A 23,510-nucleotide genomic window follows, 5' to 3' on the forward strand; every position below is an offset into this window, starting at 1 on the left:
CTTTAGTGCGACACACTCCTTGCGAGCCGCGTCCAATCAGGAATGCGGCCTGGTTTAGACGGTGAGAGTGTCGGCCTGACGATGCGGGAGCTTCCATTCGTTACCTTCTTTTCGAAACAACTCCATCACCCGCAATTTGAAGGTGATTTCGCCTCTATCGCTGACAGTAGCGGTTCCATGCTGAAAGCCCACCCAGTAAGCGAGATTGTCACTCACCTCAAGATGAAGAATCTGGAAATGAGTTTTGCCGGATCGAAACATCGCTGCATCACGTTCATATCGCGCCCGCATGTGATTCGGCTCCTGAATGTAATCTCCCTGTAGGCCGAAGAAGCTATGCTCAGGACCCATAAATTGAGTGAAAGCGGCAGATGACAACGTCGAGCTCTGAGTGGACATTCTCCCTCAAACACTCTTAGGTCTATCTCAGCCGGAAGCGCTGGCTTTTCACCGCCTTTCCGATTGCTTCGCAGGTTTCGTCAGCGCTTAGGCCTGCCACCGACAGCGAATGGTTCTTCAAAACGCCCAAATTTCCGAACTGCTGGTGCAGCGCAGAGATTGACACGGGATCTGAAAGGGTGTCACCGCCTCGTTCGCGGCATCGTCTGATTGCCTCCTCCAGATCGGGACGAAGGACGATATAGTGCAGAATTGCTCCAATATTTTGGAACGCGTCCAGAAACCAGGGCCCAATGATGCCATCCACCAGTACGAAGTAGTCGCCCTTCGCATAGCGGGCCGCAGCCCCGGCCAGGACGTCGATCACTGTTGCATTCTGGCTGTGGGCGTCGGATTGCCACGGTGGAATCGAACCTGCTTTGATGAAATGCCAGAAGTCGTCCGAATGCAGGTGGACCTTTGGGCTGCCGGGCAGTTGCGCGATGTTATTCGCGGCGGTCGTTTTGCCTGAACCAGGTGTTCCGGTCAGGATAATGATTTCTCCGGGTCTGAACATCTTGCGCTCGTGTATCTGGGATGTTTTTGCTACTACAACCAAGACGACACAGAACTTGGCGATGTGACATGTACGCCTTGCTCTTCTGTCCGCGGCTCCCCGAGTGAAGAGGGTTTTTGCGCTTTCCTTCGCACGCATGTCACATCGATCACGGCTAAGTCGTCTTGACAAGTAGAAATCATCAACTCGGAGCGGAGAATCTTCATGTTTAGCAAAATCATGTTTTCGACGGTGTTCGTATCGGATCAAGATCGGTCTTTGAAATTTTACGAGTTATTGGGTTTTGAGAAACGCGCAGACAACCCTGGACCAGAAGGCAGATTTGTTTTGATTGGTCTCAAAGGCGGGGACCACAATGTGATTCTCTGGCCAGGCACTGGCGGCAAAGGGACTCCAACTCCGGACCTTCCCGCGAATGCGGCTGCTGGCGTTATCTTCCTTCAGACCGATGACTTACGAAAGACCTTCGAGGAGCTGAAGGCGCGTGGTGTAAGTTTGCTCGAAGCCAAGCCGGAGAGCTATCCATATGGCCTGCGTGCAACCGCAGTGGATCCGGATGGCAATCGTGTTTCGCTGCGTCAGGTTTCGTTCCAGTAGTCGTCTTGGAAATGCATGAGCAAATCTGGCAGCATTTCCCCGATTATTCAATGACCAACTCGGATGGGTGGTTCGTATCTCTAACGGTAGGTCAACCGCATCGTCCGCCAAACAGTCTCTTGTTGGAGAAGTAGAATGTCCGATATCCAAAAAGCAGCTTTCGATGTTTACGTGCCACCATCCGATGAGCAGTTGGCGGCAGCGCGTGACATCGTAGCCCGCTTCGCAGCGAGATGGAATCGGCCAGATGCCGACGCTCTGCGCGATCTCATGCACCCTGATACGAGAAACCTCATTCCACCCATGACCGTACCAGCCGACCGCGAGGGCGTCGTGGAGCACTTTCGGGGTATTCTGCAGACGCTTCCAGATCTGCGGCTGGATGTCGTGCGATGGGCACCCACCGGGGACACCGTGATGGTGGAGTGGAAGGCAGAAGCGACTGTTGCCGGACAGCATCTGGCGTGGACGGGCGTGGACCGCTTCAACATTCGTGGCGACAAGATGTACGAGGCATGCGTTTACTGGGACACTCGCGATTTGGCGGAGCGCATGGCTGCGGCGGTACAGAGGGCAGAGAAAGTCGCGATTCAGCCAGACACACTGATGGAGTGATGATGCAGGTCTTCCGTATTGAAAAGACACACTCAACGATTCGGAACAATATGATTGTGGCAAGTGGAAGGGGATAACAGATTGCTTCTTCGAAGTTGTACTCTCCTTGTTAGAGCAGCGGCGCTGCTATGTTTGGTCTCTCATCTCCGGATGCCACTCTACGCGGCGACTTCAGGTGAAGACGCTTTGCCCACAAGCAAACCGGATCTCTATGTAAGAGAGTTCAGAATGGGAGAGCTTGAAGCATCCCTGCGAACGATGAAATCGGGGCCTGAACGCGATTACTTTGAGGGCGTGCTGGCAAACCGCACCGGCCGGGTGGATGAATCGATTCGATTACTGAACCGCGCCTTACTCGCTATTAGGGCATCGCGCAAAGATCGCGCCGCAGTGGCTTTGGAACATCTGGCGGACGATTACAACAAGACTTTCCGCTACGCCGATGCTGCCAAAGTTTACGACGATCTGTTGGCACACTTTTCCGACCAGTTGAGCGGAGATCAGTTGAAGGGAACAAAAGAGGATGCAGGCGTGGCCCATCTATTGGGCGGCGCTCCAACCCAGACAATTACGTGGCAAGGATCGACTCACCTGAAGACGGAACGGAACGCGATTGGCTCCTTGGTAACTGAACTCAACACTAATGGAGTTCGAGAGAAGTGGCTGCTGGATACTGGTGCGAACCAGTCCGTTGTCAGCCGAAGCTTTGCCAAGCGGCTGGGGCTTCATCCTCTTCCGGGGTTTGGTCAGGTAATGTCAGGCGTGACCGGAATGGAAAGTCCGCTGCAAGTAGCTTTGATCCCAATGCTGAAAGTGGGCGGCGCTATGATGCGCAATGTGGTTGTGCTCATTCTGGATGATGTTGACTTGAACATTAAACTGCCCGATAAGACATATCAGATCAATGGGATTATCGGGTATCCGGTATTCCAGGCAATGGGTGTGATCACCTTTTCCCACGACGGTTCTTTTAAAGCAGGCCCTACGGCTAGTCCCGGAATGGCCGGAACACAAATGTACATGAAGTATTTACAACCCGTGATTGAATGCAAAACTCAGGGCGTGGTTTTGCCATTCCCCCTCGACACCGGTGCAAGTGGCACTGTTCTTTCGATTCGCTATTACGAACAGTTTCACAGCAATTCGAAAGATTGGAAGGCGGCAGAAAATACCACCGGAGGTGGTGGTGGGACGCTACGCAGAAAAGTCTTTGTTGTTCCACAGCTCGACTTGCAAGTTGGAACACGGGTCGCAACATTGCACAATGTACCGGTCTTTCCAAAAAAAATTGGATCGGATAGAGATGAATTGTATGGAAATCTCGGACAAGATTTTGTGGCAGGTTTCGAAAGCTTCACACTGGACTTCACCAAAATGACATTCAGTTTAGGGGCACCGCTTAACGTTCCGGCGAAGCATTAATCCTCGGGTTTACCGGTCGCTATTTTTGCCTCGATCCCTAATAAACTTAGAGTATTTCCCCGAGATCGCCTGGCAATAACGGGTCTTCTCGTGGAAGGCCCCATTGCGGTGATAGCAGGCAGCAATTTCGATCTCTGACACTGTATGAACGCAATTCTCGCGTCGCCCTGAAGCCGCTGGAATTCGCTCCTGATCTGGCTCTGGTTTCAGCGGGCTTCGACGCCCATGAGCGCGATCCGTTGGGTAACCTCAACTTCGTAGAAGAAGACTATGCATGGGTAACCACCAAGCTGCTTGATCTGACGGCCAAGACAGCGGATGGGCGTATCGTCTCTGTGCTCGAAGGTGGCTATGGCGTTACCAAGTCTCTCCCCGTCACATTTCTGATTGATCGTAAGGTGTGATCCGGAAGGTGAAAGAAGGTTTGGCAACAAGGGCGAGTTCACGAAAGCAATCGAAGCCTTACTAGAGAAATGAGATCACTGAGATGCCGAAATCTTTGGCGTTTGAGTTGATGTGAATTTGAATCCGCTGACAAATGCCGATACACGGCCATTTGTCAGCGACATCCGTTCTCGCACTTGCCAACACAGTAAGGATGCGCTTCAATCAAGCTATTGCGAAAGCTCTTAGCCATTGCGTTGCTGGCCATGTTCGGCTTGCCGTTCGTATCATCGTTCTTCGCGATATCTGAGACGAGCGAGACGAACCTGCCTGCGTGCTGCCGGCGCAACGGTCAACATCACTGCATGATAAGCATGAGCGAGCATAGCCAGCTTGTTCTGGACGATCCGCAGTTCAGCGCTCCGATTCAGAAATGTCCTTACTATCCCGGAGTTGCAGCTGTTCCGCACTCAGAGCTCTACACAGCCCCTCCAGTAGGAGCCATCTTCGCATCGCTAGTCCGTCATCCTTGTGGTGTAGCGCAGACGGAATCTAAACGGCGCATCTCTCGCGACCGTTCTCGCTCAAAGCGTGGACCTCCCACAATCCTCTCTTAACGTTTCTCCTGCAGTAGCTTAGTTTCGCTCTTCGCCTTCCGAATCGGCATGCAGCAAGCTGCTGCTATGGATTCGGAATACAGATCGTCACATCTCCGTGACGAGGAGATCGTTTCATGCGCCGATTAGCGTACTACCTCATCTTCCTCTGGCTATTTCAAAGTCAGGCTGCTCACGCCACTATCTTTGGACAAATACAGGGCATCGTTCACGATCCTCAGCACCGCCCTGTCAGCGGAGCGAAAATCACGATCCACGCGGTGCATTCGGATTTCGCGGTGTCCGGACAAACCGATCAAGAGGGCAGCTTCCATCTGACCGCCATTCCACTTGGAGAGTATGTCATCACCGTCAGCCAGACTGGATTCAGTACTCTTGAACAAACGATTACACTGGCATCGAATACCTCGCCCCTTCTGCATTTTGAGTTGCAAGTTGGGAGCGTAAAGCAATCTGTTACGGTCTCGACTCAGAGTGGAACGGCAAATGTCGACTCCGTCACACCGACCACGCTTGTAGGCCGTATCGATATCGCCCGGACTCCGGGAGCTGACCGAACCAACAGCCTGCAGATGATCACCAACTTTGTGCCCGGGGCCTATATTACTCACGACATGCTGCACATGCGTGGCGGCCATCAGGTGAGCTGGCAGATCGATGGCGTACAGATTCCCAACACCAATATCGCGAGCAATTTAGGCGCTCAGATTGATCCCAAAGACATCGACTATCTCGAAGTTCAGCGCGGAAGCTACAACTCCGATGTAGGTGATCGAACCTATGGAGTCTTCAATGTCGTGCCCAGAACCGGCTTCGAACGAAACAATGAGGGCGAAATCGTACTAAGTCTTGGCAGCTTCTTCCAGACGAATGACCAGATAAACTTTGGCAGTCATACCGAAAAATTTGCGTACTACACAAGCGTGAATGGAAATCGCAGCGATTACGGCCTCTCTCCCCCGATTGCCAAGGCGTATCACAATGCAGCGAACGGCTATGGCGGCTTCGCTTCGTTCATCTACAACCGGACTCCACAGGATCAGCTCAGGCTTATTACTCAACTCCGCACTGACTATTACCAAATCCCATACGATCCCGATCCGGACAGTGCAGAGAACCAGCAATACGATTCCAGTGGTTTGCGCGACGGACAACATGAGACAGACGGCATCGTGGCCTTTACCTGGGCGCACACCTTCAGCGCTTCAACATTGCTGCAGGCATCACCCTTCTATCACTACAACCGGGCAAACTACCAGCCGAACATCAATGATCTACCGGTTGCTACTACATCCGATCGTGTGTCCAGCTATGCCGGCGTTCAGGCGTCCATCACCACAATCATCGCGGGTAATACGTTGCAGGCAGGTTTTTACTCGTTCGGCCAACATGACAGCTACGCGTATGGCTCTATCTTCAACGATGGGAGCTATCCGAACTTTAAGCTCAACGATTCTGCGACCGGCGGCGTGTTCGAGGAGTTCGTCTCCGACAACTATAAAGTGACGTCGTGGCTTACTCTGATCGCCGGCTTGCGTCAGTCTCACTTCAGTGGCACCTTCACTGAAGACGCGACAAACCCTCGCGTGGGCGCCGCACTCCAAGTGCCGAAGCTCCACTGGGTCTTCCGCGGTTTCTATGGACGCTTTTACCAACCGCCGCCGTTGCTGACCGCTTCAGGCCCCATCGTTAATTACGCTAACAGTCAGAACACTACCTTTCTGCCATTGCACGGTGAGCGCGATGAGGAACATCAATTTGGGGTGCAGATTCCTCTTCGCGGTTGGCTGCTCGATGCCGACACCTTCAAGACGCGGGCCAACAATTTTCTGGACCACTCGAACGTCGGCGAATCTAGCATCTACTACCCGATAACCATCGATGGCGCGCTCATCCGAGGATGGGAACTAACACTCCGTTCTCCGCGTCTATGGCATGGCGGCCAGGCACACCTTGCCTACTCTAACCAGATTGGTGAACAACGGGGAGCCATCGCGGGCGGCCTTGTATGCTATCCAATCGCATCACGGGACTGCGCGGCAGATTTTACCTACAGCCCACTCGACCACGACCAACGCAATACGCTTAACGTAGGCTACAGCACGTCATTACCCTTTCGTGCGTTTGCCTCGACCAATGTGTACTATGGCTCAGGCTTTCACAATGGCTCGCCCAACGAACAATACCCAGACGAGTATCTCTCACAGCATACGACCCTCGATCTCGCCATTGGGAAGAGCATCGGTGAACGGACAATAATTTCAGTGAATGCGCTGAACGTTGGCAACCGAAGAGTTTTACTGGACAACAGCCTCACATTTGGCGGCTTTCACTATAACGATCCACGTGAAATCTATGGCGAGATTCGCTATCGCTTTCACTACTAATAATCTGAATCGATCTAGCCAGAGCAACAACCGGCGAGTTGCTCTTCGGGCCGAATTATTTCAGCGTCCCCACCAGACAATTCTTCTGAACGATGTAACTGAAGATGTTTTCAACACGAGGCTGGAAACGACGCTACACAAAGTGGGAAACACCAGGCATAAGCGCGCGGTCCCCCTTCGCTTGAATCCGGCGGGCCCGTTCTGTCCTGATCACGGGAAGGTATCACGAGCATCGAAGATATTGTTTCTTACAAATTCCGAGGCTGCACTGTGAAGCGGATTTGTTCGCTCCTTGTAGCCATCTTGATGATTCCACCGAATACAATTTCATACTTGACCTTATCGTCGTGAGACTGCACTTTGAACTCCTGCATCGCATCAACAATAGGAGGGATGACACAAACGTTGCTCGCCATCTCAGTAATGATTCGAATCCGAGAGGACTGTAGACATGATGTATTGAGACGATGGAGTTCTGTCCATCGTGTTTCAATATAGTTAAAGTAACCAACGGAAGATTTGATCTAACGTACATCGTTGCGTTGAGACAGTATTTTGCGCCATTCCGGGAGCAATTACCATAGCAACACGTTGATTTTCAAACCATGCCACAAACATGGAACTCGCAGCGCCGGATAAACGATTCAGATTCAACCATGTATAGTAGGCACCCATGTCGGCATCGATCAACGATCCTGCGGGGTCCAACTCTTGCGCATTATGGCTGGCTTGCACAAGATCATTCATGGGCTGTTCAACCTGCCTCGGCTGATAGCGCAACAACACGGTCTGAGGCTGGGCACGTCGCAGAATCTCTCGAGCTGACCACTGTACGAACGTCGTGCTGAAGAGTTGGGTTCCTGAACCTTCTGTAAGAAGACTCATTTGAAAATGTTGTAGAAGAGGACTCTGCCCCTCGACCGATCGTGCAAGATGAGATGGCTCTAACAAAGCCAACATACTCCGAAGTTCTTCTGGTCCACTTGTACCAGAGAGGCGAACACGATGCATCTCGCTAAGTATGGCTTCTCGGAGAGGTGCAAGGGCCGCATAGGAGAGTGTTGTGATGGTACCGTCCACGAAGCCTTCTGCCTCGGCGATACCTCCATCCACATACCAATGACCATACGGCATACGATTGGCCATCGCCCTTTCGTGAAGAACAGCAAAACATTGTTCGAGTCCGCGACTCGGATCAATATTGGCAAAGTAGGTGCCGTATGGTCTCAATTTACTGAATAGCCGCACTTCATCTGGTTGAGCATCACGGCCTATCACGACAACACAAAGTCTCTTCTGAGTTGGAGCCGCTGCAGTCTGAAGTTCATCAACGAATCGACCGTATTGGATCGCTGCAGTTCGGAAGGCGTCGATCGAACCCGAAGTCCATAGATAGGCAGTCAGCTTCTCTACGAATAGCTTTGGCTGCGAAAGCCATGGATAACGTTGCAGCTCAGGTGAAATCACCAATCGGCTGAAGCTATCCAGAATCTGCTGCAACCGTTCTTGTCTCGGCGGTTGCAGCCACTTTAGTTGGGCCTGTAACGCAGCCTGTTCCACCGGAAACCTCCAGTCATAAGAACTAATTTCCTGAGCGAGTAGAACAGCAAATGAAATTGGCAGAGAACATAAGAGAGATAGCTGTTCCGACATGAGTTGCCGTGCTTGCGGTGGGTAAGAAGAAAAGTCCGGGACTTTCGTTGATCCGATCATCAAAGAACCTCATGCAGAGGGCGTCCCTGGGCAAAACGGGCGTTGCATTGCAACATCGCTGCAAGCGTCGGAACAAGATCGATAGATTCAACGGGGCGATCGATGGTTATATTCTCCCGAATATTTGGGCCGAGAGCCATCATCCAGGTTGTGCGCGAGAGAGCATCACCGGTACGATGGTGCTGAAAACCGTTGCCACCAGCATCTGTATCGCTATCCCGCCCGAAATCCGGCAGTATGAATAAAGCGGTTTTCCCTTTATATTCGGGATGATTCTGGATAGATTGCCAGAGTTCGGCACAGAGCCGGTCTGAACGTCGGATCGCATCGGTATAAAGCGAGAAGGCGCCGGAATGTGCGATGTCGATATCGTGGAACGTGATCCACATGAAGCTCGGTGCGATCTTTTGCATCACATGCTGTGCGATATAAAGTGACAACTCATCCGGACTTCTAATCGTCCGCGCGTGTGCAAGAAAGTCGGCCATTGAAAATTGCAATAACTCTGTCAGATCACGCGCAGACATCACATGCTCGCTATCGGATGGGAGTTGGACAATCGATTCATAGTTATCCCGGAGTAAATGCTCGTAATCCATCCCTCGATTACCGTTCGCCACCTCTAAAAGCTGTTTCGGCAGCACTACTGTTGCTCCCAAGCCTTTGCCGTAGAGACGGTGCCTACTCTCTCCAATGTGATTGAATCCATTGCTTGGAGCAATGACCCAAGCATCGAAGGCTCGACGACGCCGATCACGACGGTAGTATTCAAAGATTGTGGGATTGGCAGGTGAGATCGGAGCAAAGTTGTTGAAGGTTTCATAACAGCCGGTGGCTAGGCTGGCCGTAGCCACATAGTGGCCAAGAATGCCGCGGTTCACGACCTGAGTAAAAAATGTCGCTTGGGGAATTAACTCACCCACGAGGTGAGGAATGTATTGCTGTCCTTCTGGAGCAAAGGTCTCTTCGTCACGCGCACCTCCCCCAAAGGTCACGACGATAACCTTTTCGGGACGTTCGGGAGAGATTGTTGCCCGAAGAGGCGAGAAGCTCATCCATGCTGAAGCCGCACCAACCTTAGCCACCGACTGGAGAAAGCGGCGTCGGTTGAGCGCTTGTGCAGCTGAAATGATCGAATCATACGGAGCCAACGTAACTCGATTCAAAATTGGATCTCCTACCAAAACACAAATCCATCGGCCTGATAGTCTAACGCGCGATGCGTCTCTCAAGGAGGAGCAAAATAGAAGAAGCAGAAAGGAGACGCTGTTCTTCGCAAAGCCCAGAGACGCATCGGGATGAGAGAAGTGGCCATATGAGCTTTGGTTAACGGGTTTCCGTGGACATAAGGCTACCCACGTCTGCTCCGTTGTTGGCCGAAAAGATCGCGCTGACGCGATAGGTCTGGGTGTCCTGACAGAGTGGGGAGAAGATCACGGGCAGATCAATCCTTCGGGTGGCACCGCTTGAAATTACCCCGAGTGGGAGTGGCGTAGGAAGACCGAGTTTCGCCTGACAGCCAGTCCCCTCCATCGTTGGAACAAGGATGAAGCTGTTCAACCAACTGTGCTGTGCAGGCGCGTTCCCAGTATTGGTGATCGCGAACTGCCAGACGCGGAGTCGATCGACACCAGTCTTACGGATAATGGATGCCGCAAGGTTGGAAGATCCCACCATCGGTCCGACGGTAATGCTGTCGAGCCCTGGCGCATAGCCCCCAGTATTGGGATTGGTGATCACGATCTTGTTCGCTCCAACGTTCAACTGAACAGGAAGTAAGACAGGGACAGGCGAATCGAAGGTACTTCCGTTCACCTCCAAGGCAGTTGCTGGGCCATTATTGACAGAGATATAGAACGTGCGTGGGCCACTGGTGGTGTAATCCACCTCAAGCTGGTACATGCCAGCTTCAGCCACCGTAACGTTGGGAAAGGTTACCGCATTCTGACTACCATCGCCGTAATTCCCCACATAGGCTCCTCCGGAACAGAAGCTGCATCCCCCAACGCTGGCTGTGCCACTAAGTTGTGCTGCCTCCGCTTCGTAGGTCGTGAAATCCGGCGCAATCGCATTTCCATTCCCCAAGATGACGATGCGATCGAGATCTGCAGCGTAGGTTCCGGGATTGCCAAAAGTGATCGTATTATTCCCGGCTACCAGCGTAACGGGCACCGTTATGGCTTGTGGCAGATTGAAGCTGCCTCCCCCCATGTTTAGTGTCGCCGGGTGAGTTCCATTCACGACGTATACCAGAGCTCGGGGGCCTTGTGTCATCGCATCCACTTCCATGCGATAAGTTCCAGCATTCTCCACGTAGACATTGAAGGTCGCATTGTTGCTCGTAGGTGAAGCCCCGAGATAGCTCAGCTTCGCTCCACCAGAACAAGCTGAACAGGAGGAAACATACGTGGAGCCACTCAAGGTTGCCGATTCCGCTTCATAAATCTGGCCAACCGGGGTTGTCGTCGTACCAAATGGGGTGACCTTTAACAAACGCGAACCATGACCGAGGACCGTCGTCGTAAATGCGACGGGAGATGGATCGAGGTTGATACGGTTCCACACATCGCGCACGGCCACGGCAGCGCGAAAACCTAGATCGCTCCAACGGACCGTGACTTTGCTAGGGAGGCCATTCAAGTTATAGAGAGCAACATAGATGCTGCCGTCCTCTTGTTTGGAGATCCATACGGGCTGGGAACCTCCCGTCACCTGCACTGCAGGACGACCCGACTGATCAACAGCGATGAGTTCATCGTTCGTGAAAGCCGCTTTAGCGAAATCATCGAGCTTAGTGAGATCCCCACCGAGATACATCGGGGAGTTCGCCATAGCCCAGATGGTAATCGCGGTCTGTTTTTCTTCATCGGAGAGGCCATCGAGCGTGCCATCGCCGACATCAAGCGTGTCCATGTCATTCCATCCAAGAGCGGTGCTCGCTTCATGTTGCCACCCTACATCGTCATACTCACGAAGGACGATGCGCGGCCAGTTGGTGAGCGTGGCGCAACGTCCTTCACATTCCACATCATCATCAATACGACGCGCATTCGACCACTGTTGCCAAACGGAAGCATAATCCTGGGAAAGTTGCCAGGAAACAGTCAACCAGATGGGTCGTCCGGTTTTGGCAATCGCCTTCGACCATGCCTCAACATCGGCTCGGTTATCGATAGAAAGGTCGTTCGAATAGGAACCTGGCGTCACTGCATCAAGCTTGATGAAATCGAAACCCCAAGACGAAAAGAGCGCGACGACCGAATCGATATACTCCTGTGCTCCCGGCTTGGTGAAGTCTATCTTGTCGTGATAAGGATAGGGCGGGTTACCAGCAAAGGCATTTCCCTTCGCAAGCGGTGTCACGACGATATCCTGCGTGTGATAGGGTGTGCCAAGGATGGGGTAGTTGCCGTCGACCGCCGGCTGCTCGATACCAGGTATCCAGTAGATCCCGGCCTTCTGACCATTGGCATGAATATGGTCCACCAGTGCCTTGATATCCGGGAAAGTTGTGCTGTTCGGAATAGGCCGTCCGTTCTGGTCGAAGCTCCCTTGCCAACCAGAATCGAGATTGATGTAGACAAAGCCATGCTCCTCAAGACCTGATGCTTTGAGTGCATCGGATTGCGTAATCATGTTCGCTTGGGTCAGAAAGTTCCCTTGGACGGTCTGCTGGCTGAAACTACTCCAACCGAGATAAGGTTTCTGGCCTGAGTTATTGACCTGCGCGCTCGCACAAGGCAGGAAAGTGGCAACCCCGGTCACTACGGTAAGAAGGGAGAAATAGCGCAGTCTCATACAATCACGTCCTCTGATAGCAATAGGAGTACAACCTCAGCAGACACGCGAGACTCGCCTGCCATCTCGTTTTTGACCGGGAGCAGAGAAACTTCTTGTGATCCGAAATACTAGAGGTTTCCGGCTTTCAATTCGGTTAACATGAAACGTGTACGAACACGTTTTGTCAAGATATTAATCCACATATACCAATAAAAACATATACGTGTACGCTACCGTTTTCATCAAGAAAAGCTTTTACTGGTCAGCCTCGTCCCTTGCCCCGCTGTAACCGCCAGGTCGAGGACCCGATTGCCATAGCGAACAGGAATCTTGCCCGATCGCTGGCTGTAGATTGCCGCCGACAGGAGGGTGCCGTTCCTCCATTCCATATCGACCCGATATCCGCCGCGAGCACATAACCCATGGATCCGACCCGCTGGCCACGCGGCCGGAAGCGCGGGCAGAAGATGTAATTCTCCTGCTTGGGACTGGAGAAGCATCTCCGCTATGCCGGCGGTTCCTGCGGTATTTCCATCCACGGCGAAGATATTCTGTTCTGCGCCGGCGACGCCACCGCTGGAAAAAGTCAGCAGATTATCATCCGTCGCTTTGGCCAACAGGCCAACAAGATACTTGCAGGCAAGATCGCCTTTGAGTAATCGCGCATGGTAAAGAACCAGATTCGCTCTCCCCCACTCACTTTGCTCCCAATTCGGCGCATTCATTCTGCGTTGGATCGTAACTTCTGCAGCTCGTGCTAATGCTGGGGTAGTCCGAGGTGAAATCTGATCTTCGGGATATAGGGCGATGAGGTGACTCGTATGACGATGATTTGGTTCCGCATCCTCAAAGTCTTCGAGCCATTCCTGCACTTGCCCGTGCCTCCCTATTTGAAACGGAGGCAGCTTGGAACGCGCCGCTTCGAGTTCGGAGCGAAACTCCTTATCAATGTCAAGAACCAACGATGATTCAATACACTTGCTGAACAATGCATACACAAGAACGCGATCGCAGGTGTTTCCCATCGACTCTGCACAGCGCTGGCCATCTGGGGTGAGATACCAGTTTTCAGGAGAGTCCGAGGGCCCTGTCACAAGCCATCCATGCCTCGGCTCAGGGACCATATATGCAAGAAAAAACTGCGCCGCCTCGCGAAATACCGGATAAGCTCTCGTTCTCAGAAATTCTATGTCTCTCGTGAAAGCATAGTGCTCCCACATCTGAAGCGCGATCCATACACCTCCGGTTACAAATAATCCCCAACCCAACCCTGCGCCTGGAGCTGTATATTGCCATGCATTTGTAACCGTATGACAGACCCATCCGGGGGCTCCATACATCTCTTGCGCCGTGCGGCGGCCCGATTGGCGCAAACCATCGATCAGGCTCCAGAGCGGCGTTTGACATTCTGAGAGGTTACACACCTCAGCTGCCCAGTAATTTTGCTCCGTGTTGATATCTAGGTGAAAATCATCGGTCCATCCCATCGAACTCGCTAGACCGTCATTCCATATCCCTTGCAAAGCCAAGGGGAGAGGAGAATTTGTACGTGAGCCCGCAATCGTGAGATAGCGGCCATATTGAAAGAAAAGAGCCAGAAGCTCCGGATCCGCAGTCCCTCCTTCGAGGTTTTTCCGGCGTACATCCGTCGACTGGGTTCTCACCTCATGGCTACTTGTTCCGAGGTCCAACGAGACTCGTCGAAACAGCCTTTGATGGTCCGCGATGTGGTCCCTTTTCAGTTCTAAATAACTTTTTTTTGCGACCAGTTCTAGAGTCCGCTTCGATTCCACCTCGGGATCTTCTCCCATAAAACTGGTCGCAACTGCAACCAGAATTGTGACGGCATTGGCATCCGTAATCTTAAGGCCTTGATCGAGCGCAGTAGAGTCTCCCCCGTCAAGGAGGACCTTGAGCCGAATTTGAAAGGTCACCCCGTCGTGGCCGCTACTATGCAGTCGCTCATAGGCGTGGCCACGCATAAGAAGAAGGTCCTTTCCTTCGGAAAGAACCTCAATAGGCAAATTAGATTTTCCGAACCCGAGATCAAAAGAGATCTTGCCGGATCGATTGGCTGTCAATCGAATCGCGATCACAGAGTCCGGATGCGATGCAAGAACCTCGCGTTGAAACTGCACGCCCGCTTGCTGAAATTCTACGCGTGCCACCGCTTCATCTAGATTGAGAGAACGCCTGTAACCCTTATGGCCCTTCTTACCTTGGAAGTTCAGATGCAATTCAGGAAGTGGCAAATTCGTACCGAAGGAAGAAGCCTTGACCAGCAGATATTTCTGACATAGCTCTCTAGCTTCAACATATTTGCCGTCAAATAGCAGTTGTCGAACCCGCGGGATATGTTCACGTGCTTCTGGATTCATGTCGGTCGAGCTAAAAGAACCTGACCATGCAGTCGATTCTGAGAGCGCAAGGCGCTCTTGATCCACTCCTCCAAAGATCATTCCTCCGAGTCGCCCATTCCCGACAGGAAGTGCTTCAAGCCAACGACTCGCTGGCAATGTATACCACAGCTCATGGGTCACACTCGTGTCTTTAGGCGACAACTTCATCATTCCCGACGGAAGAACCGTCATAGCGATTCCGGCTTGTAAAAATTCGCGCCTTGTTGTCGACAATGAATGCTTCCCTTTCATCCCTCACCACTAGGATCGGATTATGATTCTCGCCGGGTCTCTGAAGGGCCGTGGTCGTTATCTCTTCATTTTTACTGCCGATCGAGAATAAACATGGCCGCCTTAAAGTCACCTCTCAAGTCGACATCAGCACCGTGATGCATCCAATAAGCTCCTGTCGCTTGTTGAGGTGTATCTTCATGCATCTTCCCGTCGACGATATTTAGCTTGTAGGTTGCATCCTCATCAAGACCGCGCAGATAAATACGCGGAAAAGGATACAGTTGAGAACTCGAATGAAGAAATGCAAAGGTTACGACCTGTTTACCGTCGCGCGAGACACTCTCGGTCACTGATTGCTCGCCCTCGCGAGGAGACATCAAGCGGTAGAGATCGCCTCGCTGCACAGTCTCTCGAATACTCTTGTAGGTAGCAATCATCTTCTTCGCGATGGCAAAATCTTCTGCAGTCCATTTGTTCAGATCTGCACCGATGCCAAGTGAGCCCTGCATTGCCGAGAGAAAACGATAATCCAGAGAAAGCGTACGGTGGTTAACCCATGTTGGCGATTCGGTTACCCAGGCCATCATAACGGCTGGAGTATAGGCATACGTGAAACCTTCCTGAAGGAAAAGCCGATCGTAGGCATCTGTGTTATCCGACGGCCAAACCTCGTCTGTGAGATGTAAAACGCCGAGGTCCACGCGGCTGCCACCGCCGGAGCAGCTTTCAATCTCAAGATTTGGATGTTTCTCGCGGAGTTTCCGAAGAATGTCGTAGTAATTGCGGGTGAAGTCGACATACACATTCTTCTGTTCTTCGATGGGAACCGCAGGCCATCCTGGCTCAGACCAGTTGCGATTGTAGTCCCATTTTAGAAAGGCAATATCGTTTTCATTTAGCAGTTTATCCAGAACCTGGAACACGTAATCGTGCACGTCTTTCCGAGCCAAGTTCAACACAAGCTGATTTCGGCCTTCAGTACGAGGCCGGCCTTTGAAATTCAAAACCCAGTCAGGATGCTTACGATAAAGATCGCTGTTTGGATTGACCATCTCCGGTTCGACCCAGAGCCCGAAATCCATATTCAACGAATGCACCTTATCGATCAGTGGCTTCAATCCATGAGGAAACTTCGCAGTGTTGACAGTCCAATCACCAAGTCCAGCATGGTCGTCATTACGCTGGCCAAACCATCCATCATCCATAACGAAACGCTCAACGCCGATGCTGGCTGCTTTTTCAGCGAGCGCCATCTGGCCGGCCTCGTTAACGTTGAAGGTTGTCGCTTCCCAGGAGTTGTACAGTACTGGCCGCAGCTTAGGATGTGGGGCGTGAGGCAGCAAAGAATCAACCTCGAAACGATGAAGCAAGCGCGAAGCGCCTCCTACACCATGGTCGGAAAAGCCTCCATAGAAGTAAGGCGTCTGGAAGGTTTCACCGCTCTTAAGGTAATAGGAGAAATCGAACGTATTGGGTCCACCTGTAATCCGTACTCCCTTCACTGCGTCCTGCTCGATAGCGATCTGCCACGAACCGCTCCAACCGAGTGTGGCGAACCAAACGTCTCCCTGATCCTGATCATGATCAGTCGTGTGATCAATCATGACCCAAGGATTGTTTTGTGAACCCGTTGTTCCTCGGCGGCTCTCGAGAACAGTCTTCCCTCCATGAATAGGTTGCGCTTGTAAGTCCCATTCACCGGCCCAACGTCCGGTCACATAGTGCAATTGATAATTGTTGGCGCGTGGCAAATGATATGTTCCGCTCGCAACCTGTTCGATCGCGATCGGTGCTCCCGTACGGTTTGAGACTTCCGCAGATCGACGCACAATGCCCGTCGCGGGATCCATATGGTATCGCACTTTTACATAGATCTCGCGAGAGATATCTTTCATGACGACATCCAGTTCATCCTTGCTCGCCGTATGCGATGCATATTTCAAGACAAGATCCCGGTTTCCATCGGGAAAGGTGATCTTGAGATCCGGTTCGACATAGAGACCTTCTCCCCATCCAGCAAATTCCTGAGGTGTTGTGTTCGAAGACATGTCAAATGACGAAGCACTCGGAACTGGTTTGGGAGAGGCAAATTCTTGCGTAGCAGGAAGTCGCTTCCCCCAGTAGACCATCTGCAATTGACCAGAATCATTGATCCCAACAACATAAGTCACGTCACCTCCGTCCAATCGGAAAACGCGCTGTGAGGCTTTCGCCGTCTCACCGGAGCTTTGGAGGCCCAAAGCCGTAGTCGCAATAAAAAGAATGAACCAAGTGAGATATTTCAAATCGCGCTCCATTGTTTATTCGCCAAGTATGGCAATTGAGGTAATCCGTAATGCAAACACACTGTCGCCAGCGCATCCATATTAATTGGGGCCAATACGACAGTCGCTATCGATCTTTCCTTGAGAAGTGGATGGCCGCTCCACCACCTGGCGCCAGTTGCAAGGATAAATTGCTTCTACTTGATACAGATTTAGTAGAGATCCGTAGGTGTTTAGGCTGCGTTGCCGCATCCGCTGCATCCTCATACATTTCAGCCGTATAGACACCTTTGCCAAGAAAAGTGAGGGGTACGGTAAGGGTCTTGGGTTGCCAGTTCGTCATGGCACCGAGATACCAGTCATCGTTGTGGCGACGGGCAATGACGGTATCTTCCCCGGGTGTACTGGAGACGACACGGGTCTCATCCCATTCAACCGGCACATCTTTTAAGAATTGAAAACCGGGTTGATTCTCGTAGTTTTGTGGGCTGTCAGAAAGCATCGGAAAAGGGGTTTCATAGATCACGTAAAGGGCAAGCTGTTGTGCTCGGGTCCCCATCGCCATGGGTGCTTCATTCCGCGCAACGAAAGCGTCCTCCGTCGCATTGTCAAATGCACCAGGAGTGAAATCCATCGGGCCGGCCAACAGACGTGTCGATGCAAAAATTGTACGATCAACGGGGCTATCCCTTCGTCCAACTTTATTGTTCTCCAATCCTAGGACAGCCTCATAACTCAGAACATTCGGATAAGTACGAAGCAGGCCCCACGGGGTCCGGCAGCCGTGGAAATCGACCATGAGATGGTGCTCTGCGGCTAGTTTGGCAACATCGTAGTAGAACTGAATTCCTTCCTGGTCATCGCGATTGACGAAATCAATCTTCAACCCCGCGACACCCCATTTTTCGTAAAGTGGAAACGCTTCTCGCATCTGTTTCATGACGGAACCGGAGTAGAGCCATATCCAGACCTTAACGCCTTTGGCTGTTCCATAACGAACCAACTCCGGGATATCGATCTTACCGTTGAGTTGGGTGATGTCATCCGACTTCGACCATCCGGCATCCAACATGAAATACGGCAACCCGTTTGCAGCTGAGAAGTCAATGTATTCCTTCATGACCTCCGTCGTGAACTCAGATCGTCCCGTCTTGCTGACGTTATCCACCCACCAGTTCCAACTGGCCTTCCCGCCCTGGATCCAACTCGTATCGGAAATGCGCGACGGTGGATTAAGGTTTGTCAGGAGATTCGATTCGATCAGTTTTCCCGGAGTATCGGCGATGCCAAGAACCCTCCATGCTGAATAATGTGGGAGGCTTCCAATAACGGCGAACGTTGGATCATCCCATCGCGGAGAGAGTTTCACGGTTAACAAATGGCCCTCCCAGTTCCCCGAAGGGTTAGTGAGGTACATCGAACTATTCGTCTCCAGGTTAGATTCCATGAGTGATATCCAAGCCACACCGGGTTGATGCAGTAAGACTGGAGTTCCGATCAGGAAATGGCTGGAGACGCCTCCTTGATTGCTTAAAGAGGATAGGTTGAGACGCACATACTCACTCTCATAGCTGCTGCGATAGTTCGGTAGGGCCAGTACCCAGGCTGTGTCGTCTTCCGCAAAGCGAAACTCCGTTTCCTCTGTCTTTAGCTTGAAATCGGAGATATTGTTCTGTTCGGGAACAAGGTAGCGAAAGGCAATACCGTCGTTATACGCCCGGGCTTCGATATCCAGTTTTCGATTCGCGCCCACGGATTCCACCGTGCGAATACGGATGGTGTTATATGCATCATGCACCTTACTCGTCTTCGTATTGCGCAAGGGGTAATCGTCTATCCCAGACGATGAGGTAGCCCCCTCGATTCGTACGTCGGATCCAAGTGGTGGCCCACCTTCAAGATTGAGGCCAAGCGCAGATTTATTGATGACGCTCTTTCCGTTAAAAAGGACAGAGTACTCGAGAGAACCTGAGTTCTTCGTTGCATCCTTCACATCAAATTCCATCTTGATGCGACCATCCGGTGACATGACCGAGAGGGTTTCCTGTGAGACTAGTGGCATTACAGGTAAGAGAAAGAGGACAGTGGAAAGAATGACAACAGGCCGCAATTGCATCTTTGGAAAGCTCCATGAAACAACTCTAAATTCAAGTCAATCTTCGACCTATCGTAGAAAATTGGGCAGAGTGCCTAACTTCCTCTGCCCAATAAAGATTCGATCTTTCTAGAAAACGTATTTCAATGAAAGTTGTAGGAATCGAGCATCAGGGGCGTTCGCCTGCAGATTCTTGGGGCCCGTAATCTGACCGCCATTGCTTCCGTTACTCGTATTCGACGGATTGTTCAATGTTGGATGGTTGAAGACGTTGAACGCATCAGCACGGAACTGAAGGTATTGCTCGCGGAAGGTAGCGAAATTCTTGAATAGCGATGTGTCGGCGCGCCAATACCCAGGTCCGTAGATCAGATTCTGTTTGTCACCCAGATAGGCGAGCGCCTGAGTAGGATCAGTGATCAATGTCTTTGCCGAAATGGCATTTCCAGGCAACGGATTCGCGAACGCACACGGGTTATACCAATTATCCTTGGTTCGCACCTTCGTTGGACAGGAACTAGCTCCGCCAGTCGGGGCCGTCCCTCCAGCACGGAATGGATCACTAACCTTCACAGCACGTGCCGATCCGCCTGCAGCCGTTGAGCCGATTGGCGAGATACCGCCCAAAGGAATCCCCGTCTGTCCCGTGAAGGTAGCGCTGATCTGCCATCCTCCCACAGCGACGTCCATGAGACGTGACTTGTTAAGGTAGTCGCGGCCAAGACCAAATGGAAGCTGATAACTGCCATTGAATGTGAACCGGTTACGAATATCGTAGGACGAATTCGTATACTCTGACGGAATTCCAAGCAGGTAATACGAACGTACGCCAATACCGTTCGAAAGACCGCCTGCGGAGCTTGAATCATCGAGTGCGTGTGCCCAGGTATACGTCGCCAAGAACGAAAGTCCACGCGAAAATCTCTTCTCCAGTTTGGCCTGAAGAGAGTTGTAGTTGCTGACACCACTGTACTGAATCTGCCCGGTCCATCCAAGCGTAGGAAATGGGTTGAAATTATTGGTGTTGGTACCCGCGGTCGCCAGCGCGAGAGAGGAGTTCGGGGCCCAATACGTTGAAAGATGACGGCTGACATTACCGACATAGGCGATCGAGGCAACAAGATCTGGAGTCACCGCATACTGAAACGAAAGGCTGTAGTTTTGAGTATATGGGGTTTTGATTCGCGGATCGGTTGCGTGAAAACCTGGCTGTGTCGGAACAGCACTCGCGCTCAGGACGGGCAGGCCGGACTGCAACGTATAGGGAAGCGGGCTGCAGGTTGTGGCATTGCAAGTAGGCTGGTTATAGCTGGCGTTCAATGTGAAAGGATAGTTTGCTCCGAGATTTCCGTTCCCATGACTCTGAAGACCTCCATAGAACAGTCCGTAGCCGCCCCGAACCACAGATTTCGAGTTGATTTGATAAGCAAAACCAAAACGCGGCGCGAAATTGATCTTCTGCGCTTCGAGCAAACGTGCGTTGTCGACATATTGAATTGCGACGTGATTGGCCGCGAGCAATGAGACAAATGCGGGGTTGAGCGTGTAACGCTCCGCGCCCTTCGGCAATTGATAAGCTGCCGTTCCCGTACCTACTCCGTTGCTACCGAGTCCGACAGGACCGGTAAGAACAAAATTCGCTTGTTGATCACGAGATTCCGCATAAGGTTGATACCAGTCCCAGCGAAGTCCAAGATTTAGCGTCAACTTCGAACTTGCGCGCCAATCATCCTGGAAGTACACCGAGTCATACCACTGTTGGTCATGGACCGCTGGGACATTTGAAATGTATGCGCTGGACATTTGATTGGCAAGGAAGTCGGCGATACCGCTAGTCGCGCTCGAACCCGGCATGCTGGTGTAGCTACCGTTGAAGTTGTATTGTCCCCTAGGAGCCTCCGCGTAGGTGTAATAGAAGCGAACATTCTGAAAGGCAACCCCAAATTTCATCGAATGATTGCCGATGATTTTCGTCATATTATCGAGAATTTGATAGACATTCTGAGATTCATTCGAAGTTCCTACAGATCCCCAATAGCTGGCTCCCACTGTGCCCTGCAGTTGGCCTTGGGGTAGGCCACACTGAAATGGACTACACGGGACATTGCCCAAGCCGAGACTCGACGCGAGTGTAGAGTTGTTTGCATTGGGTTGCAGGAAGCGGAAGACGCCCCAGTTGTAACCAAAACGGAACTCGTTGGTTAGCGATGGACTAAATGCATGGGTTTCGCTGAACATCCCGTTCTGCGCTAGGTTAGTGTCCCGCTCACCACCATAACCGCTCCCATCCAGAATTGGGCCAAAAGGGAGACCGTTGTTGATGATTTCGTGGAAATAGCTGTAGCGCCCGTAGAGTTGATCTTTGGAGCTGATATTCCAGTCCAGACGCTGATCCCACTGAACCGTGTTATCGCGCTTACCGACGTTGGTGTTGTAGTTGTTGTAAGTTCGACCATTGTTAACGTTCGGCAATGGATACAAATTCAGAATATTCTGCGCTGTCGGATTGATATCTGAAGAGCAAAAGACATTCTGTGCACGTCCACAAGACTGACCCAGCGGAACCGTTCCACGGGAACCAGGTTGGTACAAATTGATCGGACCGCTATAGCCTGTCAGCGAAGGATTGAGCAGTTCGGTGAAATCGCCTGTACGCATCTTTGCTGTTGGAACTGTATAAACCTGCGGGCTGCCAAACGAAACACGATTCGCTTCAATGTCCCCGAAATAAAAGAGCTTGTCCTTCAGGATAGGAAATCCGAGTGTTGCACCGAATTGGTTTTGATGAAATGCGGGAACCGTCAGCGCGTTCCAATTGCGCGCATTCATCTTGTCGCTTCGGTAATACTCCCACAGACTGCCATGGATAGAATTCGTCCCTGATTTGATGCTGGCGTTCAGTACGGCACCGGCTGAATGTCCAAACTCGGCGCTATAGTTGCTGGTCTGCAGATTGAATTCAGCAAGAGCATCGGGTGGAGGTCGCATTACAAATGTCGATCCGTTCAAGAAGTCAACGAGGTTGGTGTTGTTATCGACTCCATCCAGGATGAAATTGTTTTGTTCGGCTCGCTGCCCATTCGCCACAAAGTCGCCTTTGCCAGAACCTCGTGTCTGCCCCTGCGGGGGAGCCACTCCGGCAGCAAGCTGTGCAATGAAAACCCAGTTACGACCATTAAGGGGGGTCTCATTGATCGTCTTCGAATCGACGACCTGTCCGACCGCGCCCGTTTGGGTATCAAGCAGCGGCGGCGCTGTGTTCACCGTGATGCTATCTGTTACGGACCCCGGCTTGAGATCAAAATTGACTCCAAGACGAGCTTGCACATTGAGGACGAGATTTTCCCGCTTGGAGGTCTGGAATCCATCGGCAGAGACCGTAATGGAATACCGCCCAATTTTCACCGGAGAGAACACATAGATTCCGCTGGCATTCGTCGGGCGTTCGAAGGAGAGACCGGTATCCATTGACATGAGGGTTACTTTTGCGCTTGGAATCAATGCACCACTCTGATCCGTCACCACTCCGGTAATGGTTCCCTGATCCATCTGAGCCTGCATCTGGGGAAGAACAAATAAACTCATGATGAATGCGATCACAGCAAAGAGTGCTTGGAGCTTAGGGATTCGAGACGTAAAGCTGGACATAGCGGCCTTCCTTTACTGAACACGCTTTGGGAACGAAAAACGTGTTCGTTCACGTAAACAATCTAGAAAACAAAGTGCTAGCGAAGCTAATACGGAACGGTAACGTATGTCAATAGTGTCTTTAATTTTAGATAATTTCTGCCGAAATGAGAGAAAGTGCCCCTAATAGAGCGGGCTCGGCATCGATGGCAAATGATGTACTGAAATGGCGATATCGGCTTTGACTGGAATTTAAACACAGACAAGTCAACACGACCTTATCATTGAGTGGTCACTCATGATACGGTAACGTACACGAATTCGATTGAGGGATACAGTGTGCATTCCTCAGTGAGGTATCTACATGGTTCATGATGCAACCGTCGACGGTCAAAAATCCGAACCCCGCAGTCAGCAACCA

15 protein-coding genes are annotated in these 23,510 nt (G+C 51.7%); 6 read left to right on the top strand and 9 right to left on the bottom strand.

The genetic code is table 11. The features are described 5' to 3' along the window. Nucleotides 1-54: 54 nt before the first annotated feature. Together H7846_RS13610 and H7846_RS13615 are read right to left on the bottom strand one after the other, a co-directional pair. A complete protein-coding gene (locus H7846_RS13610) occupies nucleotides 55-399 on the bottom strand; it encodes a YybH family protein (RefSeq protein ID WP_186692774.1) in 345 nt (114 codons plus the stop codon). A gap of 22 nt (nucleotides 400-421) precedes the next feature. Continuing rightward, a complete protein-coding gene (locus tag H7846_RS13615; RefSeq protein ID WP_186692776.1) occupies nucleotides 422-955 on the bottom strand; it encodes an AAA family ATPase in 534 nt (177 codons plus the stop codon). Between the two features lie 219 nt (nucleotides 956-1,174). Here H7846_RS13615 and H7846_RS13620 point away from each other — a divergent pair, with 219 nt between their 5' ends. The 6 genes from H7846_RS13620 (at nucleotide 1,175) to H7846_RS13645 (ending at nucleotide 6,977) form a co-directional block, all read left to right on the top strand. After that, a complete protein-coding gene (locus H7846_RS13620) occupies nucleotides 1,175-1,552 on the top strand; it encodes a VOC family protein (RefSeq protein ID WP_255461004.1) in 378 nt (125 codons plus the stop codon). A gap of 135 nt (nucleotides 1,553-1,687) precedes the next feature. Further along, the gene (locus H7846_RS13625) at nucleotides 1,688-2,167 is read left to right on the top strand and encodes a nuclear transport factor 2 family protein (protein WP_186692780.1); all 480 of its coding nucleotides are present in this window, start codon (nucleotides 1,688-1,690) and stop codon (nucleotides 2,165-2,167) included. 228 nt (nucleotides 2,168-2,395) lie between these two features. After that, the gene (locus H7846_RS13630; protein WP_186692782.1) at nucleotides 2,396-3,589 is read left to right on the top strand and encodes an aspartyl protease family protein; all 1,194 of its coding nucleotides are present in this window, start codon (nucleotides 2,396-2,398) and stop codon (nucleotides 3,587-3,589) included. A gap of 176 nt (nucleotides 3,590-3,765) precedes the next feature. Next, nucleotides 3,766-3,993 carry an arginase family protein gene (locus H7846_RS18015; RefSeq protein ID WP_255461005.1) on the top strand — a complete coding sequence of 76 codons (228 nt, stop codon included), beginning with the start codon at nucleotides 3,766-3,768 and terminating at the stop codon, nucleotides 3,991-3,993. Between the two features lie 354 nt (nucleotides 3,994-4,347). Beyond that, on the top strand, nucleotides 4,348-4,590 hold the full coding sequence (locus H7846_RS13640; protein ID WP_186692784.1) for a hypothetical protein: 243 nt from the start codon (nucleotides 4,348-4,350) through the stop codon (nucleotides 4,588-4,590). A gap of 116 nt (nucleotides 4,591-4,706) precedes the next feature. Beyond that, complete coding sequence (locus tag H7846_RS13645) at nucleotides 4,707-6,977, top strand: TonB-dependent receptor (protein WP_186692786.1); 2,271 nt, start codon at nucleotides 4,707-4,709, stop codon at nucleotides 6,975-6,977. A gap of 498 nt (nucleotides 6,978-7,475) precedes the next feature. Here the strand turns inward: H7846_RS13645 and H7846_RS13650 are convergent, their stop codons facing one another. The 7 genes from H7846_RS13650 to H7846_RS13680 form a co-directional block, all read right to left on the bottom strand. Next, nucleotides 7,476-8,537 carry a hypothetical protein gene (locus H7846_RS13650; protein WP_186692787.1) on the bottom strand — a complete coding sequence of 354 codons (1,062 nt, stop codon included), beginning with the start codon at nucleotides 8,535-8,537 and terminating at the stop codon, nucleotides 7,476-7,478. A 152-nt stretch (nucleotides 8,538-8,689) separates the two neighbouring features. Continuing rightward, nucleotides 8,690-9,856: an alkaline phosphatase family protein gene (locus H7846_RS13655; RefSeq protein WP_255460641.1), complete on the bottom strand. Its 1,167-nt coding sequence runs from the start codon at nucleotides 9,854-9,856 to the stop codon at nucleotides 8,690-8,692. A 160-nt stretch (nucleotides 9,857-10,016) separates the two neighbouring features. After that, the gene (locus H7846_RS13660; RefSeq protein WP_186692788.1) at nucleotides 10,017-12,488 is read right to left on the bottom strand and encodes an alpha-galactosidase D; all 2,472 of its coding nucleotides are present in this window, start codon (nucleotides 12,486-12,488) and stop codon (nucleotides 10,017-10,019) included. 224 nt (nucleotides 12,489-12,712) lie between these two features. Further along, entirely contained in the window at nucleotides 12,713-15,061 is a 2,349-nt protein-coding gene (locus H7846_RS13665) for a glycoside hydrolase family 95 protein (protein WP_255460643.1), read from the bottom strand. 131 nt (nucleotides 15,062-15,192) lie between these two features. Then, nucleotides 15,193-17,388: an alpha-galactosidase gene (locus tag H7846_RS13670; protein ID WP_255460644.1), complete on the bottom strand. Its 2,196-nt coding sequence runs from the start codon at nucleotides 17,386-17,388 to the stop codon at nucleotides 15,193-15,195. A 106-nt stretch (nucleotides 17,389-17,494) separates the two neighbouring features. Further along, nucleotides 17,495-19,483, bottom strand: a complete 1,989-nt coding sequence (locus tag H7846_RS13675; protein WP_186692791.1) for a glycoside hydrolase family 97 protein — start codon at nucleotides 19,481-19,483, stop codon at nucleotides 17,495-17,497. Between the two features lie 108 nt (nucleotides 19,484-19,591). Then, nucleotides 19,592-23,110: a carboxypeptidase-like regulatory domain-containing protein gene (locus tag H7846_RS13680; protein WP_186692792.1), complete on the bottom strand. Its 3,519-nt coding sequence runs from the start codon at nucleotides 23,108-23,110 to the stop codon at nucleotides 19,592-19,594. Between the last annotated feature and the right edge of the window lie 400 nt (nucleotides 23,111-23,510).

It is taken from the genome of Edaphobacter sp. 4G125 (assembly GCF_014274685.1).
Classification (GTDB): Bacteria; Acidobacteriota; Terriglobia; order Terriglobales; family Acidobacteriaceae; genus Edaphobacter.

Coding starts and splice junctions, on each gene's coding strand:
- H7846_RS13610 (WP_186692774.1), bottom strand. CDS start 399: ATGTCCACTCAGAGCTCGACGTTGTCATCTGCCGCTTTCACTCAATTT.
- H7846_RS13615 (WP_186692776.1), bottom strand. CDS start 955: ATGTTCAGACCCGGAGAAATCATTATCCTGACCGGAACACCTGGTTCA.
- H7846_RS13620 (WP_255461004.1), top strand. CDS start 1,175: ATGTTTTCGACGGTGTTCGTATCGGATCAAGATCGGTCTTTGAAATTT.
- H7846_RS13625 (WP_186692780.1), top strand. CDS start 1,688: ATGTCCGATATCCAAAAAGCAGCTTTCGATGTTTACGTGCCACCATCC.
- H7846_RS13630 (WP_186692782.1), top strand. CDS start 2,396: ATGGGAGAGCTTGAAGCATCCCTGCGAACGATGAAATCGGGGCCTGAA.
- H7846_RS13640 (WP_186692784.1), top strand. CDS start 4,348: ATGAGCGAGCATAGCCAGCTTGTTCTGGACGATCCGCAGTTCAGCGCT.
- H7846_RS13645 (WP_186692786.1), top strand. CDS start 4,707: ATGCGCCGATTAGCGTACTACCTCATCTTCCTCTGGCTATTTCAAAGT.
- H7846_RS13660 (WP_186692788.1), bottom strand. CDS start 12,488: ATGAGACTGCGCTATTTCTCCCTTCTTACCGTAGTGACCGGGGTTGCC.
- H7846_RS13665 (WP_255460643.1), bottom strand. CDS start 15,061: ATGACGGTTCTTCCGTCGGGAATGATGAAGTTGTCGCCTAAAGACACG.
- H7846_RS13675 (WP_186692791.1), bottom strand. CDS start 19,483: ATGCAATTGCGGCCTGTTGTCATTCTTTCCACTGTCCTCTTTCTCTTA.
- H7846_RS13680 (WP_186692792.1), bottom strand. CDS start 23,110: ATGTCCAGCTTTACGTCTCGAATCCCTAAGCTCCAAGCACTCTTTGCT.